This window comes from Vibrio sp. D401a (assembly GCF_030248515.1).
Classification (GTDB): domain Bacteria; phylum Pseudomonadota; class Gammaproteobacteria; order Enterobacterales; family Vibrionaceae; genus Vibrio; species Vibrio rotiferianus.
Window position 1 is genome coordinate 293,739 of sequence record NZ_JAHGAI010000035.1, and the last position, 17,902, is coordinate 311,640.

At 43.2% G+C, this 17,902-nt stretch carries 14 protein-coding genes; 8 read left to right on the top strand and 6 right to left on the bottom strand.

Features of this window, described 5'->3' with window-relative positions; all coding sequences use genetic code 11:
• Positions 1–6 precede the first annotated feature (6 nt).
• Positions 7–420, top strand: coding sequence for a hypothetical protein (locus tag KIV41_RS15350; RefSeq protein WP_285336952.1), 414 nt, complete (start codon positions 7–9; stop codon positions 418–420).
• 107 nt (positions 421–527) lie between these two features.
• Here the strand turns inward: KIV41_RS15350 and asnS are convergent, their stop codons facing one another.
• Together asnS and KIV41_RS15360 are read right to left on the bottom strand one after the other, a co-directional pair.
• Positions 528–1,928: an asparagine--tRNA ligase gene (asnS, locus tag KIV41_RS15355; protein WP_045387711.1), complete on the bottom strand. Its 1,401-nt coding sequence runs from the start codon at positions 1,926–1,928 to the stop codon at positions 528–530.
• A 187-nt stretch (positions 1,929–2,115) separates the two neighbouring features.
• A complete protein-coding gene (locus KIV41_RS15360; RefSeq protein WP_285336953.1) occupies positions 2,116–3,741 on the bottom strand; it encodes a methyl-accepting chemotaxis protein in 1,626 nt (541 codons plus the stop codon).
• A gap of 300 nt (positions 3,742–4,041) precedes the next feature.
• Here KIV41_RS15360 and queD point away from each other — a divergent pair, with 300 nt between their 5' ends.
• A complete protein-coding gene (gene queD, locus KIV41_RS15365) occupies positions 4,042–4,404 on the top strand; it encodes a 6-carboxytetrahydropterin synthase QueD (protein ID WP_010447667.1) in 363 nt (120 codons plus the stop codon).
• A 61-nt stretch (positions 4,405–4,465) separates the two neighbouring features.
• On the opposite strand, the gene KIV41_RS15370 is transcribed toward queD, so the two are convergent.
• Complete coding sequence (locus tag KIV41_RS15370; RefSeq protein WP_252041928.1) at positions 4,466–5,893, bottom strand: APC family permease; 1,428 nt, start codon at positions 5,891–5,893, stop codon at positions 4,466–4,468.
• A 523-nt stretch (positions 5,894–6,416) separates the two neighbouring features.
• Complete coding sequence (locus tag KIV41_RS15375; protein ID WP_252041929.1) at positions 6,417–7,046, bottom strand: LysE family translocator; 630 nt, start codon at positions 7,044–7,046, stop codon at positions 6,417–6,419.
• A 515-nt stretch (positions 7,047–7,561) separates the two neighbouring features.
• Here KIV41_RS15375 and KIV41_RS15380 point away from each other — a divergent pair.
• The 4 genes from KIV41_RS15380 (at position 7,562) to KIV41_RS15395 (ending at position 12,039) form a co-directional block, all read left to right on the top strand.
• On the top strand, positions 7,562–8,509 hold the full coding sequence (locus tag KIV41_RS15380; protein ID WP_038887378.1) for an LpxL/LpxP family Kdo(2)-lipid IV(A) lauroyl/palmitoleoyl acyltransferase: 948 nt from the start codon (positions 7,562–7,564) through the stop codon (positions 8,507–8,509).
• 310 nt (positions 8,510–8,819) lie between these two features.
• Positions 8,820–10,238, top strand: coding sequence for a DASS family sodium-coupled anion symporter (locus KIV41_RS15385; RefSeq protein WP_010447677.1), 1,419 nt, complete (start codon positions 8,820–8,822; stop codon positions 10,236–10,238).
• A gap of 3 nt (positions 10,239–10,241) precedes the next feature.
• Complete coding sequence (locus KIV41_RS15390) at positions 10,242–11,579, top strand: sensor histidine kinase (protein WP_285336954.1); 1,338 nt, start codon at positions 10,242–10,244, stop codon at positions 11,577–11,579.
• Positions 11,566–12,039: a response regulator gene (locus KIV41_RS15395; protein ID WP_038887363.1), complete on the top strand. Its 474-nt coding sequence runs from the start codon at positions 11,566–11,568 to the stop codon at positions 12,037–12,039. Before KIV41_RS15390 ends, KIV41_RS15395 begins: the two co-directional genes overlap by 14 nt.
• Before the next feature lie 41 nt (positions 12,040–12,080).
• On the opposite strand, the gene KIV41_RS15400 is transcribed toward KIV41_RS15395, so the two are convergent.
• Positions 12,081–13,400 (bottom strand): sensor domain-containing diguanylate cyclase, encoded by a 1,320-nt coding sequence (locus tag KIV41_RS15400; protein WP_252041933.1) that lies wholly within the window; start codon positions 13,398–13,400, stop codon positions 12,081–12,083.
• Between the two features lie 111 nt (positions 13,401–13,511).
• On the bottom strand, positions 13,512–15,221 hold the full coding sequence (locus KIV41_RS15405; RefSeq protein WP_252041934.1) for an EAL domain-containing protein: 1,710 nt from the start codon (positions 15,219–15,221) through the stop codon (positions 13,512–13,514).
• A 461-nt stretch (positions 15,222–15,682) separates the two neighbouring features.
• On the opposite strand from KIV41_RS15405, the gene KIV41_RS15410 reads away from it, so the two are divergent.
• Positions 15,683–16,885 (top strand): HD-GYP domain-containing protein, encoded by a 1,203-nt coding sequence (locus tag KIV41_RS15410; protein ID WP_071235505.1) that lies wholly within the window; start codon positions 15,683–15,685, stop codon positions 16,883–16,885.
• Positions 16,886–17,222: 337 nt separating this feature from the next.
• On the top strand, positions 17,223–17,849 hold the full coding sequence (locus tag KIV41_RS15415) for a LysE family translocator (RefSeq protein WP_010447688.1): 627 nt from the start codon (positions 17,223–17,225) through the stop codon (positions 17,847–17,849).
• Positions 17,850–17,902 lie beyond the last annotated feature (53 nt).

Here is a 17,902-nt window from a genome sequence, read left to right on the forward strand (position 1 = left end):
AATTGAATGAAGAGTTCAATCTTGCTTGTGTTATCTGTGTTTACGTTTGGTTGCGCTGCTAATCAGGACGTTGAGCCTAAATCCGTCACTTTGATTTATGATCAATCTAAACTGACGGCTGAGATCCAAGCTGATGATCATTTTGAAGCTCATGTAGACAATGATAAAGAACGTATCGATTTATCGGGAACGGTAAAGAAGCTTCATCCCGACTACCTATTAGATGTCTCGGTGATTAAAGCAAGCAAGATTAAACATGCAACAAATCAGATTAACACGTCGTTTGTTATTAAGCAGAAAGACCTCGAAAAGCCGGTTTTGATTGGTGGTGTCTACCATCACACGGTTATGAGCGATGAGAATGACAATGTGGAGGTAACAGAATCTGCAAGTATCATGAGCGTGAAGTTGAGCCAATAGTTAAAAGCGCACAATCAAAGCATTACGTGCAATATTTACCGTAATTACTACAAAATAAAAGACCTCCACTAGGGAGGTCTTTTTAATTCTTTATCACTCAGCAGTGATTAGAAGTTCGCAGAGCGAGGTGTACGTGGGAACGGGATCACGTCACGTACGTTGCCCATACCAGTCACGTAAGATACTAAACGCTCAAAGCCTAGACCAAAGCCAGCGTGTGGCACTGTGCCGTATTTACGTAGGTCACGGTACCAACTCATGTGTTCTGGGTCGATACCCACTTCACGCATACGCTCGTCCAGGATTTCTAGACGCTCTTCACGCTGAGAACCACCGATGATCTCACCGATGCCCGGAGCTAGTACGTCCATTGCAGCTACTGTCTTACCGTCATCGTTAGCACGCATGTAGAATGCTTTGATGTCTTTCGGGTAGTTCTTCACGATTACTGGCGCTTTGAAGTGCTCTTCCGCAAGGAAACGCTCGTGCTCAGAAGACATATCGATACCCCATTCAACTGGGAATTCGAATTCACGACCTGAATCAAGAAGGATCTGGATTGCGTCAGTGTAGTCTACTTGTGCAAAGTCAGAAGATACGAATTGCTCTAGACGAGTGATTGCTTCTTTGTCGATGCGTTGAGCAAAGAACTCAAGGTCATCGCGACACTCTGCAAGAACTGCTTTAAATACGAATTTCAGCATGTCTTCAGCGAGTTTCGCTACGTCATCCAGTTCTGCAAACGCCACTTCAGGCTCAACCATCCAGAATTCTGCTAGGTGGCGGCTTGTGTTTGAGTTTTCAGCACGGAAAGTAGGACCAAACGTGTATACCTTGCTTAGTGCACAAGCATAAGCTTCTGCGTTTAGCTGACCAGATACGGTTAGGAACGTTTCTTTACCGAAGAAGTCTTCGTTGTAGTCCACATCGCCTTTGTCTGTGCGAGGTAGGTTTTCCATGTCTAGCGTAGAAACGCGGAACATTTCACCAGCACCTTCAGCGTCAGAAGCTGTAATTAGTGGTGCAGATACCCAGAAGTAACCTTGCTCGTGGTAAAAGCGGTGAATCGCTTGAGATAGACAGTTACGTACACGTGCTACCGCACCGATTACGTTTGTGCGCGGACGTAGGTGCGCAACTTCACGTAGGTACTCGATAGAGTGACGAGTTTTTGCCATTGGGTAAGTGTCAGCGTCTTCAACCCAACCTACAACTTTAACGTCAGTTGCAGCAAGTTCGAACGCTTGACCAGCCGCTGGAGACTCAACAATCTTACCAGTTACTTCAACAGAGCAGCCTGTAGTTAGCTTAAGCACTTCGTTTTCGTAATTATTAAGATTATTTGGGACCACGGCCTGAATCGGGTCGAAACAAGAGCCGTCGTAAATGGCAAGGAAAGAGATTCCAGCTTTGGAATCACGACGTGAACGGATCCAGCCACGAACAGTAACTTCACTGTCTACTGCTAGCTGACCTTTCAAAACGTCTGATACAGGCGCGTAAGTCATGTTTTCAATATTCTCCATTGAGGTAAAAATTCAACTCAACGCTCGCAAAAGTAGTTGTCTTAAAACGGATTTGTTTAAAAAACAAGCGAAGCATTGAGCTGGATAGAATTTTTTAGATTCAACGGAACATATTACCTGTCAAATCGTCAGCTTCAACCTTTATATTGGTTTGAAGGCTAGATTTTTATCATTTGAGTCCACTTTTCTCTTCAGATAAGCAAAATTGGTTAAGTAATTGCTCTAGTCGGTCTGACAATTGTTCTAAATCCACACTGATGTCTCGCGTTAGAGTCGCTGACTCGGATGTGTCATTAGCGTGTTTGGTTATGGTATCGACTTTAGTTTGAATATGTTTACTTACGTCAGAAGTGGCTTGTGTCTGGTGCTGAATATTCTGCGCATGTTGAAGAACTTGATGCATTTCGCTGACAACATTTCTCATCGCATTGGATAGCTCTTCAACATCTACGGAACGTTGGTGTGCGTGATGACAAACCGCATCCACAGAAGAAAGTGACTCTGAGCTGCCTTGTTGGAACTGAGTTATAATATTTTCGATGTTAGTCGTTGCTTCCGTTGTCCTTGAAGCCAAGTTACGCACTTCATCCGCGACAACGGCAAAGCCACGTCCTTGCTCTCCCGCACGTGCTGCTTCAATCGCCGCATTGAGTGCAAGGAGGTTAGTTTGTTCCGCTACGCCTTTGATAACGTCAAGGATTGAGGAAACTTCTTCGGTTTGTTGGTTGAGCGTCGAAATTTTCTCTCTTACATGATCGATATCGCCGACTAGATTTTTAATATCTTCACTCACGCCATGAGCCTGAGTCGCACTTTGTGTGGCAACGTCTACCGTATGATTGATTAATCCAGTGGCGTCAACTGTCGCTTGTTCTACATTTGCTTGTTGATCCAGCATGTCATTGATGTTGCTTTGCACTTCGTTGGTTTCTACTTGCTGGTTGTCTGCGGCTTCATCGGTTGATTGGGCGACGTTTGTGAGTTTGCTTGCGGAATCTGCAAGTGAGTGAGAGGTATCTTGTACTCTTTCCAAACTATCGGAAACGGTGTCCATAAATGAATCGATAGATTGTGAGAGTAACCCCATTTCATCCTTCTGTTTCTGCTCCAAGCGTTGCGATAGGTCTTTACTTGCGCTCACGTTAGACATAAAGCGTGAAATCTTTTGGATAGGGCGAACGATAATTTTGCGGATTAGGCCCATGGTAATGAGGAAGCCAATAAAGGCGATAGAGGACATGATGCCAATCGCAAACATGGCCTGTTTGTTGATCATTGAGTTCACATGATTCATGTTGTACTCAAGACGAATCGCACCAAGCACTTCACCCTCAGGAGTAATATGGCAGGCTACACAGTTGGTTCCGCGATAATTTTCACTGGACTTCATTGGCAAAGCCACCACCATTCCCTGACCCCATTCCGCAGTAAACGGCTCAATAACGAGTTCACCAGCTAAAGCTCGGCGGTCGATATCATCTTGTGGCAGTTGGTTCTCTTTGCCTGGCCCATAAAACTTTGACACGCTGTCCGCTCGTAAGACTCGAACTTGTTCGATTCCGTCTTGAGCGAGGGCTTTTTGGCGCAATGTTTCCTTTTGAACCATTGTGCCTGTCAGCATCATCATATTTAGGCTGTCAAAATAGTTACTTGCTTTGTCATGCAGTTGTTCGCTCAGTACATCATTAATAAGTGATTTTTGTTGATAGTACTGGTATCCGGTAGACACAGCTAATACGCAGCTAAAGACTGCGATTAACGCGACTAGGAGCTTAAATGTTATTGTTGAGCGCATAATTTTTATAAAGTTATTGGAATAAACGCCACAATTTTAGAGGCTTATGTAAGGTATAGCGATGAGGCTGACGAATGATTGTGACCATAAACATAATGTGGTTATGTAAATGTGATGTGAGTAACATGTAATCAAATGATTGACGCTGTGCCAAATTTGCGACACTTCATCCTGCTTTATAAAAACGACCCAGCTAACTGATTGCTTGGCTATCATTGTTTCTATTAACAGAAGCGACACTTGTTACTTGTGGGTGAATTACTTAGTATTGCGTGTCTTTTTTAAAGCCCGAGAACCAAAATGAGAACCGAACTATACAAAGAGTTCATGTTTGAAGCTGCACATCACCTTCCTCATGTACCAGAAGGACACAAATGTGGTCGCTTACACGGACACTCTTTCCTTGTTCGCCTTTACGTTGAAGGTGAAGTTGATCCGCACACTGGTTGGGTTGTGGATTTTGCAGAAATTAAAGCTGCGTTCAAACCGATTTATGATCGCCTAGACCATTACTACCTAAATGATATTGAAGGTCTTGAAAACCCAACAAGTGAAGTCCTTTCTAAGTGGATTTGGCAACAGCTTAAGCCAAATTTACCGCTACTAAGCAAAGTAGAAATTAAAGAGACGTGTACTGCAGGTTGTATTTATACCGGTGAGTAAGCGTACTACCAATAAAAAAGCCAGACACAGTCTGGCTTTTTTTGATCGTTGCGTATTTAGGCTAGTTTGCTACGGCTTCAATCAATTGTGTGTCTCGGCGGCGCTGACGGTTACGGTACATTACGGCAGCAATGGCAGGTAAACTGAACGCAATAAAGCCAAGAATCAATGCGTATGCACCAGTTTCTGCACTTATGCCAGCAGGGACATCAAACGACACAAAAATCGTTACAGAACAGCTTACTAAGCCGAGAGTAGCCACCAGCATCATTCCCACTTTTCCTCCCGGAACACGAAATGGGCGTTGAATATCTGCATGCTTGCGACGTGACACTAAGAAGCAGACGAAGATGCAGATGTACATCACCATGTAGAGTTGGGTCATCAGGATGTTTAGTAGCCACATGCCTTGGTTAACATTTGGCACTAAGATAAACACCAAAGAAAGGACGCTTACAATTGCCCCTTGTAAGAGCAGGAGTGGCACCGGCGCTTGGTTCTTGTTTTCTTTTGCTAATGTCATTGGCATAAAGTGGTCTTTCGCTGCCACGTGTAAGCTCTTAGTTGGCGCTATGATCCAGTTGTTCAAACTCGCTAAGCTACCAAAGACTATCGCAAGCGCGATAACTGGCAGCATGAATGACATGTTCAAATCATCGAAGAACGCTTTGAACGCCAGAATGACCCCTTCACTCAAGCTTGAATGATCGCTCGATACTACGGAAGAAATTGATAGTGAACATGCTGTTAGAGAAACTAAAATCAGCACTGTTGATACGATAAGTGCTTTCGGATAGGTCTTTTGTGGATTATCGACTTCACTCGCGTAAGAGGTTGTAATTTCAAGGCCAGTCAATGATAGTACGACAGCAGTAAATCCCGCCCCAATGCCATCTTGAGAAAAGTCTGGTAACCAATCTGACGCATGGCGCAGTGAGATATGTGATTCACTTGGATTGGTGTACGCCCAGTATCCGCCTAAACCAATGATCAGCAGGATAGGAAAGATAAGTCCCAAAGTGCCGAACACGTTAGTGATAAGTGAAGACAAACGTAGACCGAAGATATTCACCAAGGTAAGCGCCCAGAAAATCACGTTAATCATGATCAACATGAAGATGTTGTTCTGCGCCAGTTCCGGGAAGAAAGGATACGCACCCGTCGCAACAATAAAGGAGATGAGCGGAGGGTAGTAAACGATATTCTCAGCGTATTGATACCATACCGTTGTAAAACCGAAATTAGGACCTATGGTCTCTTTACCCCACAAATAGACGCCACCTTGCTGAGGGTAGGTGGTGCTGAGCTCTGCACATACCAACGCCGTAGGAACAAAGAAGCAAAAGCCAGCCAATAGGAAGAAAGAGATGGCGTGACTACCAAATAAGGCGGCACCCGGAATGTTCCTGATACTGTCGACGGATGTGACCGTAATCATGATGACAGAAAAGACACTGAGTTTGACGGCGGATTTGGCGATACTGCTCATTCGATACCTTTAGTGATTGAGCCTCGTGCCTCAATAGGAGAACACGCGTGCTACAAGTAAGACGTGCGTATTGTAGGGCTGCCAGAATCTGTGGGTATATAGCTAAAAATGGTATGTATTTACCCAAAAATGAATAGATGTGTCAGAGGCTTATTTGTAATCAATTTAAACGTTTGCTCTGGTTGGAAAACGAAATTTTGATTCAAAATTTGTATGTTAACAATAGTGTTTATATTGATTCATTTGGTACTAAAAGAAGAGAGAGCTAGGAGCCATAATGAACGTTTGACTCTCCCCTTGGGTAAGGGCCTAGGTTTAAAGCTATCAGAGTATGTGAGAAAGTGGAGGATATGATGGGATGCTGTAATCAAGCGCCAAAAGGGGGAACCGGAAAGCTCTCGTATTTACTAGGGTTAGTTGCGGTCTTGTTTGTTGGAATCTTAGTGTTGGCTGCCATTTTTGGCTAACTTAAAAGCAATAAAAACACGCTCTCGGGCGTGCTTTTTATGTCTGCCATTAGGCTCTAAAAACGAGTGTTGGCTAAACCAATGCCGAAGAAGATAAACAACCCACCACTGACATAGTTCAGCCACTTACTGGTTTTTGACGACGTCAGCAGCGTTTTCACTTTGGTGGCAAAGAAGATCACAAACAAAAACCAGCTTGCGACAATGCTTGCCTGAAGTGCACCTAATATCATGCTTTGCTCAAAAATATGTGCTGGTTGCACAAACTGAGGGAAGATTGATAGATAGAACAAAACGATTTTCGGATTCAGGAGATTGGTTAGCAACCCCTTCACAAAGGCTTGTTTAAGAGTCTGCTCTTCAATCTTACGTTCGAGCTTTAACTTCTGGTCTGCCAGCTTGAGACCGCTTTTTAAGTTATTAATCCCCAACCATACTAAGTAAGCGACGCCCATCCATTTTAGAACGTTGAATGCCAGTGCGGATTGAGAAAGCAGTAAGCTCAAACCTTTTGCGGATACAAACGCGTGAATCATAAAACCCAGAGCGACTCCGAGAATGTTAGCAACAGCAAAACGACGGCTTTGTGTAAGTGCTGTGAACAGGATTAATAGTGCATTTGGGCCAGGGACAATAGCGAGGAAAAAGACAATGCCACCGAAGGCTAAGAGGGTGTCGATGTTCATTATGATTCCAATTACGACAGATGAGTAACGTTAAAGGCAAATAAAACGAGACTTTACACGGATAAGAATAGAAAACAAAGCACATCTCCAGTCGATGTACAGAGCTATGTCTATACCCAAGCAACCTCGAGATGCTAGGTTCAGCGAGAATGCCCCGATTGCTGCGTTAAACGACTTGGAAAGAGCTGGCTATTACACTGCGTTGTTTTCCTTGCTTACTTTCGGTAAACAGGGACTCAATGACAACGCTCTGAATCCTGCACCTTGAAGTCACTTGGGAATAATAGGTCTTGGGTATAGTGGGCAGAGGCTCATAATGTGCACGAGTTATGTGTGGTTTGTCGCGTAAATCGGTCAGCCACTCAAATTAGAAAGATTTTTATTGTGTAGTGAGTCGAAGAACCATAGAATCCGCGCGCTTTGATTTTTGATATAAGCTCAGCCAATGATAAAAAGCAAACTGATTATCATTGTTAACGTTTACTTATTAGACATTTATGTCTTGCGACACTTTCATGAATAAATACAAAAAGCCTGAGTTTAAGGCTGCTTTTCTTGCTCCAAGTTATTGGGGAACGTTGCTTATCATTGGCATCATGTACTTATTGAGCTTACTTCCATTTAAAGTTCAGTTAGCGTTAGGTAGAGGTGTTGGTCGTCTAGCTATGCGGTTAATGAAAAAACGCCAGCTGACCATTAAACGTAATCTTGAGCTGTGCTTTCCTTCTATGAGCGAAGCAGAGCGTGCGGCAATACTAAAAGACAACATAGACAATACTGGTATTGCACTTTTTGAAACCGCGATGGCCTGGTTTTGGTCAGACTCTAGAGTCAACAGTCATGTCTCTATTAAAGGAATGGAGCACATAGAGGCGCTTGAAAAGCAGGGAAGAGGTGCGCTGATGTTGGCCGTACATTCTATGAACTTGGAACTCGGTGCGCGTGCATTTGGGATCAAAAAGTCGGGGACAGGTGTTTACCGACCAAATAACAACCCGTGCTTTGATTATTTTCAATACAAGGGGCGTTCTCGCTCTAACCGAACGTTAATCGACCGAAAGAATGTGAAAGGGATGCTAGAGGCTCTAAATTCTGGGGAGCGTGTATGGTATGCCCCGGATCATGATTACGGAACTCGTCGCTCTACTTTTGCTCCGTTATTTGCAGTAAAACGAGCATGTACTACAACCGGTACGAGTTTGCTGGTGGATGCTACCGATTGCGCGATCGTTCCCTTCACTATGGTTAGAGAAAGTGATGGTCACTATACGCTAACGATCAGTGCTCCTGTTGAAGGTTTTCCAAAGAATGAACCAGATCAAGCGGCAATGTTCGTCAATAAGATAGTCGAGAAGTCGATCATGGCGAGTCCGAGCCAATACATGTGGCTTCACCGTCGTTTTAAAACGCGTCCTGATGGTGAACACTGTTTGTACAAACCACGTTTAGCAACCGCTATCTGATTCAACTGCCCAGACATTGTTCTGGGCTTTTTATTGCCTGATGCATCCGAGGTTAGAACCAGTATTTTGAGGTTACTTGGGTATCTTCCTTTACGAAAATGGTTTGCTTATCGCTTTGCGTACTTTTAGTGAGCTTGAACACAGATAAGATAACTTTTTGGTTATGAATCATTTTTCATTGATCTAAAACTAATTTTTGCACCTCAAGTAATGCGCATAATTTCTGTTCGGATTGTTTAGAGTTGTCACTCTACTGTTCGAACTCCGCCTGTATTCGAAAGGCTAATCATCTCAGGAAGAGAAGTAGTATATGCGCCCTTATCTAAAATACATCGTCCCAACGGTCATTCCGTTAATCATTTTACTTTTGCCTCTCTCGGCATTTCCGTTTGAAGGTATTACTATCGTCCAGCAACGAGTTATCGCCATTTTCTTGTTGGCTGCGCTATGTTGGGTATTCGAGCCGATTCCTATTTACGCCACTTCCGTCGTTATTATCGTGTTGGAGCTACTGTTGGTGTCCAACAAAGGACTGGTGTTCTTTCGGCTAAATGAAGGGCAGGATCACTTTGGTCAATTGTTGCAATACAATGAAATCATGGCGACGTTTGCTAGCCCAATCATCATGCTATTTTTAGGTGGTTTCTTCCTTGCGATGGCAGCGACTAAATATCGACTGGATGTCAACTTAGCGCGCGTGTTACTAAAGCCATTTGGTCAGAACCCCAAGTACGTCATGCTAGGGTTAATGCTCATTACCGCAGTGTTCTCAATGTTTATGTCGAACACAGCCACGACAGCGATGATGCTCTCAATCTTAACTCCGGTCATTGCAGTATTTGGCCCCAAGGATCCAGGGCGCATTGCATTCGCACTCTGCATTCCTGTCGCTGCTAACATTGGTGGTATCGGCACTCCGATTGGTACCCCTCCAAATGCGATTGCTTTGAAATATCTCGTTGGAGACAACTTGATTACGTTCGGGGAGTGGATGGTTTTTGGTGTACCGTTTGTTGTGATTATGATGGCGCTAGCCTGGTTCCTGATCGGCTTTATGTACAAAGCGGAACAAACAACAATCGACTTGAATATCAAGAGTAAGTTCCTAAAGACGCCAAAGGCGATGATTGTATACATCACCTTCGCGGGTACGATTTTGCTTTGGTTGATGGGGTCGGCTCATGGCATGAACTCATATACTGTTGCATTGATTCCAGTAGCTGTTTTCTCTTTGACGGGAATCATCAATAAAGAAGATTTGAAAAAAATATCTTGGGATGTGCTTTGGCTTGTGTCAGGTGGTATCGCATTAGGGTTAGCGCTTGATAAAACTGGCTTAGCACGACTGGTTGTTCATAGCATTCCATTCGATGAGTTCTCTCCTTACGTTGTGCTCTTTGGGGCCGCATTCCTATGTTTGTTGATGGCGAACTTTATGTCTCATACTGCCACGGCAAACTTGTTAATGCCGATTATGGCTGCGCTTGGCACTTCAATGGCGTCACTGACACCATTAGGTGGCGAAGTCACGTTGATTCTTGTCGTCACTTTTGCGGCATCGTTAGGTATGTCTTTGCCAATCAGTACACCTCCGAACGCATTAGCGCACGCAACTGGTCATGTTCAGAGTAACCAAATGGCAAGAGTTGGTGTGGTTTTGGGTGTTGTTGGTGTGCTACTGAGTTTCTTAATGGTGTGGGTCCTCCATACTGTGGGTCATATCGGGTAATTCATGTACGAGAGTAAACTGGACGCTCTAGTAGAGCGTTACTTTAGTGATATAGAGCGACGAATAACGGTGGCATCCGGCTCTATATTGATTGAGCAAGAGGGCTACAACGAGAGGCTTTACTACGTACTTTCTGGAGAACTCGCTGGTCTTTATTCCGAAGATGGTAAGAGTCAGACTCAGGTGTTTTCAGCGTCAGTTGGGGCATTTATTGGTGTTCATAGCTTCTTCTCTGGTACATGGACAGCTTCGTCGACAGTGATTGCGCAATCAGACGTTGAGCTTGCTTGGATTGAACGTCATACCCCGGTTGTCGCTGAAGAGGAGTTCGGGCCATTAACTGCGCAATTTATGCCGGTGATCGTTAATGAACTGTCACGCCGCCAACGACGAGCGACACAAGAAGCTCTTGAAAAAGAGAAAGCGCTACAGAAACTTCATACTGCGGAGCAAATGACTACATTAGGTCAATTGGCAGCAGGCATTGCTCATGAGCTCAATAACGCAATTGGTGTAGTGAGCAGTAAGTCTGAACGCTTAGAAACGGTGATTATGGAACTACTGGAAGAGATCCATCCTGAAGCGAGTCAGTTTTTTGATTATGGCTTGATGCAAGGGCAAAGAGTGACGTCAAGTGAAGCCCGAACTCGAGGCAGACATTTTGAAAAGCAGTACGCTTTACCAAAAGATCTGGCAAGAGACTTGGCTCGTGCTGTTCCAACCGACTATTTGAACGAACACTGGCTTAAACGACCTGAAGAAGCGATTCGTTTCTGGCAAATGGGGAGGGATCTTCATGATCTAAGATTGGCTTCCAAGCACACCGTTGGGATTGTTAAGTCTGTTAAGCAACTAGGTCGAACTGATATTGACCTTGATGAGGCTCTGAGTATTAATGATTCAATAAACCGTGCGCTTGCTTTGTTGCAAAGTGATTTGAGGCGAGTGAAAGTGAAGTTTAGTCCTGCAGAGCTACCAGTATTTGTTGGCTCGCAGACGGAGTTAGTGCAGATTTGGGTCAATATTTTAAAGAATGCTTGTGACGCACTTAGAGATACTGAATCTCCGGAAATTGATATACAAACCAGAGTCAATAAAAACCGTATCCTCGTCACGATTGCAAATAATGGCCCTGAAATCAGTGAGGCCACAAGACGAAAGATCTTCCAGCCAAACTTTACCACCAAAAAGGGGGGCTTATCGTTTGGACTTGGCCTAGGCCTGTCAATAGTGAAACGGATCATCGCTGGCTATAACGGTTCGGTAGCGGTTAAGAGCGACAAAGAAATCACCATATTTAGAATCAAACTACCTGTAGAGGAAGAACATGGAAAAGCTTAATTTGATTTGCGTGGATGACCAACGTGAGGTTTTAAGTGCTGTCCTACAAGATTTGCAGCCACTGACTACATGGCTAAACATTGAAGATTGTGAATCAGCAGATGAAGTTTTAGAGCTTATGGACGAACTTGATGCAGAAGGAGAAATGGTTGCATTGCTGATTTCTGATCATGTTATGCCGGGTAAGACTGGCGTCGAGCTACTCACTGAGGTATCTAAGGATTCTCGATTTGTTCATACTCGCAAAGTATTACTCACTGGTCAGGCAACTCATACGGATACCATAAACGCGATTAACTCGGCAGGCATAGATCGCTATTTTGAAAAACCATGGCAGGCTGAACAGCTCATTGAATGTGTACGTAATTTGGTGACGCGTTATGTATTCGATATGGGCCTAGACTACAGTCAATATCACGAATATCTAGATCAAAGTGTTGTGTTTGAAAAACTGAGATAGTCATCACTCTCAGGTAGATTCGTTGGTTCGAGTGATGGATGCTAAGCGGCATCTTTCACTTGGTTTCTACCGTTGTTTTTGGCTAAGTATAGTAGGGCGTCTGCAGATTTAATGGATTGCTGGAGGCAATGCTCTACTGGGCTAACGCCACAAGAAACCGTTACTTTTGGTACTGTATTTGTATTAGCAATGTCTTTTCTGATTCGTTCAAATATGGAGTGAGCAACTTCTTTCGAGTCAGTTTTTATCATAACCACAAACTCTTCACCTCCCACTCTAAAAGCGTAATCACTGATTCGAATCCTACTCTTTATCATTGCAGAGACACGTTTAATTACTTGGTCACCAATATCATGTCCATAGGTATCATTGACTAATTTGAAATGGTCTATGTCAATCATCCCAACGAAGTAAGCATTCTCTTTTAGGGTTTGTTTTTGAACTTTCTTGAGGTAATGACGGTTATATAAGCCTGACAGCTCGTCTTGATAAGTGATCTTGCTTAGCTCACGTTTGTCGTGTCGAACAAGATATAAGTAGTACGAGATACCTATCGCGAATGCTCCAAGGAACAAGAATGCGTAAAAATAATTTGGGGTTAAGGTGTCTGAATTAACGAGTAGAATGACGAACGTTTTTTTCTCGCCCAGTGGCTCTGCCTTTTTATAAACCAGGGTGAACTCGCCAAGGTTCATCGTTCCTGCTTCTCTCCTTGTTCTTGAAAGTTGCTCGACAATACTTTGATATTCCCCTTTTAAGCTATCGAAGGCAGCGATGTTGGGATGACTACTACCGTACACAAAACCATCTTCATTCATTAAAATTGTGTTGTGACGGAAGTTTGCAACCATCTCACTCACGTTTACATCGATAAGCAGGTAGCCCGTATGCTTCTTTTCCAGGTAAATCGGAGCGATTTTGGTGACAAGGCCTTTTTTGGGGAAGAAAACAGTTTGTGTATGCTGAGCGTTTAAAGGGCTTTTATAGAAGTGATTATAAGAAGGTGGTATTTCACTGTTAGCAAATTGATGACTAGGCTCATTTGATATTATCCGAATACTCTTGAACAGTGATTGTTCAGCGAGCAACTGTTGAACAGTGTTCTCGAAAGGAATGGGATTACCGAAATAGTGACTAGCAATAATGGTATGCGATAAGTTTAAGTAGCTGCTAATCAAGTTCTTACGAAGTTTATATGATTCATATGCCGCATCTACTTGTTGTGCATGATCCTCAATTTTCTCTCGCTTAATATAGCTAATCGGCGTGTTAATAATAAAAATGATGGCTAGTACTAAGAGCAGACTCCGAATTTCAATATTGATCGAAGCATTCGTGAGTCTGTTGTAATGAAGTAGCATTCTTCCTTAGAAGTCCTTTATCCAAAAAGCAAACCAATCGCGTCACAGGATTCCATAAGATGAGGCGCGGTTGGGTGAACTTTTTGTTACAAGCACTGAAAATGAGTGGAACTACGACTGAACTAGGGTGTATCGACTAGCACTCGCGACAGATAGCGGTTTAGAGAACCAGTAGCCCTGAAGGTAATCAACACCTAGTTCTGCGAAAAACACATTCATTTTGGCATCTTCAATACCTTCAATGACGACTTCTATTTCATTTTCTTGGCACATGGCGATTAAGAACTTCAAGTACTCCCGAGAAGAGTGATTCGTCAGAGTTTTCCAAGCCATGCTCTTATCGATTTTTATTTGCGTCATTGGTAAATCAAAGAAGCAATTGAGAGAGCTATAGCCAGCACCAAAGTCATCGAGAGAAAGCGCAAAACCAATCTCACTTAACGCGTTTAGTGGTTCAATTGCGGCTTGGTTACTGTCTAAGATAAAGGTTTCTGTCAGTTCCAATACGATAGAGTTTGGTTGAACTCCAGCCTCATCGGCCATTGCTTTTATGGTCGCGGGGAAATCACGATTCAGTAACTGCAGAACTGAGACGTTCACATTAACACGAGTCTGGGTTTGATAGCGCTCTCTATACTCTTTAATAAAGGCACAAGCTTTGGCGAAAACTTGGTAACCAAGTTCGACGATAAGGCCTTTGTTTTCGGCAACTGGAATAAACTCGTCTGGGTAAATTTCGCCAAATTCTTCGCTTCGCCAGCGGACCAAGGCTTCAAAGCTGACTATCTTTGTTTTTTTAGCACAAATAATAGGTTGAAACTTAACGCTGAGGGTATGGTTGTCGAGCGCGGTTTTTAAGCCTTGCTCGATGAAGAAGTATCTATCAACAATCTGTTGGGTTTTTTGGCTGTATACCGCGATATGATTCTCTTTTTTTTCACAAGCGTATTGGCAGGTTCGCGCGGCTTTGTGAATGATTTCTTCCGCCGAAAGATCAAGATCAAAGGTAGGGTATAAGCCAATACTGATGTTACTACCAAGTAATTTTCCATCTTCACGCATCGCTTGGTGGTAATGTTGCTTGATGGTTTTTACAAACTCCATTAGCTCTTCGAGTGCGTATGCTTCATGGATGAGGATAGCAAAATCGTCGTCATGGATCCGATACACGTCACTGATTGATTGAGGAAGTTGATTTAGCGTCTCCAACAGTTTATCAACCAAGTCTTCCACTAGGTCATTACCGTAGTGATTGATAAAGGATTTGATGTCTTCGATACGAATATAAACCAGAGATGCTTGGTCATAGTTCGCTTGTTTATGTTCTTTTATGTCTAGGAGTAGCTTACTGCGATTTGCGATTCCTGATGCACTATCATGAAACGCTACTTGATGGATGTAGCTCTCCATCAGTTTTCTTTCAGAGATATCCCTATGGCTTCCGACCATGTATAAGCCATACTCGCTTTCTTTGGTCATGGCTACGCCCTCGATCCAGACATATTGCCCGTTCGGTTTGCGGAGGCGATAAGTGGTAGCGACGCGAGTATTGTTGGTGATGATGTGCGCATCGACGCGATTAGATAAGCGCTCTCGATCTAGTGGATGCACTAACTCTAACCAGCTGTCGAGGTTGATCCTTCCAGCGTTAATACCGAACTGCTCATAGAATTTTTGATTGTAAAAAACCATTGCTCCATTTTCGTCCATATAAAATAAGCCTTCATTAAAGACATCAAAAATATGGATGAACTTTTCTTCTACAATCTTAAGAAAATCCCGGTCTTGCTCTGTTACCGTAGGCTCAACGTTACTTGTCATTAGCTATCGCTCTTGTAGAAAATGCTATCTCGGCGTGATGATCTAGGGAGAACAATCGATTCAACATGATTAGTGAGTTTATCCTTTAACTCTATGTGCTTTAAATAGTAGTTATATAATTATCAATCTAATGTGTCATTGCGTTTACGCAAACAAATCTAAAAATAATGCAACAGACTGAAATTTCGAAACTCTTAGTATCAATCATGTTGATTTAAATATGATAGTCAACCTCAAATACTAATAATTTGAAGTGGTTATTGATTTGGTTATCAAATTATAACGTTACTAAATTAAATGGTGGCAAAATGAGCAAGTGTTATCCTTAATTTTCGTGTGGTGAAAGCGCGCTATTATTGACTCAAGTCTCAATAAGCTTAGTGCGCGTTAATTTATTATGACGGGGAATGGTCCGATGTCATATAATAAGTAAATTATCTAGAAAACAGATTCTTTGATTTATGCAGTACAACCCAGAAGATTCGATAAAAATAGCAATTGCAGACATGGGTGTTGGTATGTTTGTGACTGCTATAGAGCAAAATAAACGTGTAAACCTCGCCAACGCTGGACGAGTGTCGACGCAACAGGGTATCGAGAAACTAAAAGCAAGTGGCGTCAAGTTTGTTTGGGTTGATCAAAAGTTATCTTCGAGTGCTTGTGTGTTTAAACCCGTTGCTGCTGAGTCTGAAGAATTATCACCAGTAGAAGAGCAAACTAAAGTCCCTCGTGCTTTTCGCACTAGAGAAGCGCAGCACAAACGCGCGAAAAAGCTTATTGCAGAAGCTAAAGGTTTAGCTCAGAAGCTCCTAAACCAAACGTTTGAGGGTAAGGTCATTGAAGTCGACGAGATTGAATCGTGGGCCGATGATATGATCGAGAGTGTCTTTATCGACTCTGATGCGCTTCAATGTGTATCAGCCCTCCGCCAGAAAGACACTTACTTACTCGAACACTCTGTCAATGTTGCTTGTTTACTAGTGACATTCGGTAAGCATTTAGGTTTGAACAAAGAGACGCTCAAACAACTAGCGATTGGTGGCATCATTCATGATGTTGGCAAAATCAAAGTTGATGACGCGGTTTTACATAAACCAGCCCGCCTAACCCCAGAAGAGTTTGAGCACATGAAGCTGCACCAAGTCTTTGCGGGAGAAATTATTCTTGGTGTGAAAGGGTTGAGTGACGTCAGTCGTGATGTGTGTTTAATGCATCACGAGAAGCTTGATGGTAATGGTTACCCGCGTGGTTTATCTGGCGACCAAATCCCGATGCATGGTCGCATGAGCTGTATTGTGGATATTTACGATGCATTGACGGCAGATCGCGTTTACAAAAAGGGTATGAGCTCGGCAGAAGCGTTCAAAATCCTATTGAGTTTGACGCCATCCCACCTTGATCCTGATCTGGTGTATAAGTTTATCAATTGCATTGGCGTATACCCTGTGGGTTCGATCGTGCAATTGAGTGATGGTCGAGTTGGTATTGTGTGGACATCCAACGAATCTCAGCCGCTTAAACCAATCGTGAAGTGTTTCTACTCGCGTAAATACAAGCGTTATATTGACGTTGCGATGGTGGATTTAAAGAACAGTCCACACTCGGTTGAGAAGGCTGTTGCACCATCATCGTTAGAAGTGGATCCAAAACCTTTCTATGACTAACGTACAGTGACTGCTTATTTGATGCGATCTGTGAGTGATGTTGTCGAATAAGTAATCACTTTACATGGTTGCATATTACCAGTATGTTGGTTGCATAACTAAACAGCTTAAAGTGGGTTAGGGGGGAGATAAACAGAGGCGCTTTTACGCTGGCTTCTTGCTTAGACTTCTTACTCAGAACTTTTATTTAGGAGCTCGATTGACTTCGAGTTTGTTCAGTTATGACACACAATAGTGTGGTGTCTTTCTATCATTGCGTTTCATGGATAGAAACGTTGAGAAAGGCAAATAGGCTACGCGATTTATACACCCATCTACACATTGGAAAGGAGCGCCAATGCAACTCGATACTTGGATCTACTACACCCTCGCTATACTTGTCCTGACTGCCTCTCCTGGCCCTAGTTCGCTACTTTGTTTGAGCAAAGGTGTCAGTAATGGATTTCGCCATGCCTTTGCGACCGCCCTTGGCAGCCTGACGGCAATTACCATTATTCTTACCCTATCTTTTACCGGACTTGGCGTTGTCATCGCCTCTTCAGAGCTGGTATTTAACATCATTAAATGGTGTGGTGCTGCCTATCTTGTTTGGCTTGGTATCCAAGCATTGCGCTCGAAGCAAACCGATTTTTCACAAGCGCAACCAGAGCAATCTTCTTCAAATTACTTAAGCGCATTTACTAGCGGTTTTATTGTTGGTTCGAGCAACCCAAAAGCCATTGTTTTCTTTACCGCGCTGTTTCCTCAATTTATTGACCCATCTGCATCGTTATTCACTCAATATATTGTCTTTGCCAGTACCTTTGTGGTGTTCGAACTGAGTTGGCTGACCTTCTATGGCTTGCTAGGTGTGAGAACATCGGATTGGCTGTTTGCGAAAGGACGAGCGAAGTTGTTCAATCGTCTGACTGGGGGCGTCTTCATCAGCGCGGGCGTGATGCTGTCGACTGCGCATCGTAGCTGAATTGATAATTATTTCGCTAACTTATTAAAACTTAGACTAAATTAGCAAAACAT

Excerpts from the sequence above, each read along its gene's own strand:
- asnS (WP_045387711.1), bottom strand. The coding sequence starts at position 1,928 with ATGACTTACGCGCCTGTATCAGACGTTTTGAAAGGTCAGCTAGCAGTA.
- KIV41_RS15415 (WP_010447688.1), top strand. The coding sequence starts at position 17,223 with ATGCAACTCGATACTTGGATCTACTACACCCTCGCTATACTTGTCCTG.
- KIV41_RS15360 (WP_285336953.1), bottom strand. The coding sequence starts at position 3,741 with ATGCGCTCAACAATAACATTTAAGCTCCTAGTCGCGTTAATCGCAGTC.
- KIV41_RS15380 (WP_038887378.1), top strand. The coding sequence starts at position 7,562 with ATGAATAAATACAAAAAGCCTGAGTTTAAGGCTGCTTTTCTTGCTCCA.
- KIV41_RS15390 (WP_285336954.1), top strand. The coding sequence starts at position 10,242 with ATGTACGAGAGTAAACTGGACGCTCTAGTAGAGCGTTACTTTAGTGAT.
- KIV41_RS15405 (WP_252041934.1), bottom strand. The coding sequence starts at position 15,221 with ATGACAAGTAACGTTGAGCCTACGGTAACAGAGCAAGACCGGGATTTT.
- KIV41_RS15395 (WP_038887363.1), top strand. The coding sequence starts at position 11,566 with ATGGAAAAGCTTAATTTGATTTGCGTGGATGACCAACGTGAGGTTTTA.
- KIV41_RS15375 (WP_252041929.1), bottom strand. The coding sequence starts at position 7,046 with ATGAACATCGACACCCTCTTAGCCTTCGGTGGCATTGTCTTTTTCCTC.
- KIV41_RS15410 (WP_071235505.1), top strand. The coding sequence starts at position 15,683 with ATGCAGTACAACCCAGAAGATTCGATAAAAATAGCAATTGCAGACATG.
- KIV41_RS15385 (WP_010447677.1), top strand. The coding sequence starts at position 8,820 with ATGCGCCCTTATCTAAAATACATCGTCCCAACGGTCATTCCGTTAATC.
- queD (WP_010447667.1), top strand. The coding sequence starts at position 4,042 with ATGAGAACCGAACTATACAAAGAGTTCATGTTTGAAGCTGCACATCAC.
- KIV41_RS15370 (WP_252041928.1), bottom strand. The coding sequence starts at position 5,893 with ATGAGCAGTATCGCCAAATCCGCCGTCAAACTCAGTGTCTTTTCTGTC.
- KIV41_RS15400 (WP_252041933.1), bottom strand. The coding sequence starts at position 13,400 with ATGCTACTTCATTACAACAGACTCACGAATGCTTCGATCAATATTGAA.
- KIV41_RS15350 (WP_285336952.1), top strand. The coding sequence starts at position 7 with ATGAAGAGTTCAATCTTGCTTGTGTTATCTGTGTTTACGTTTGGTTGC.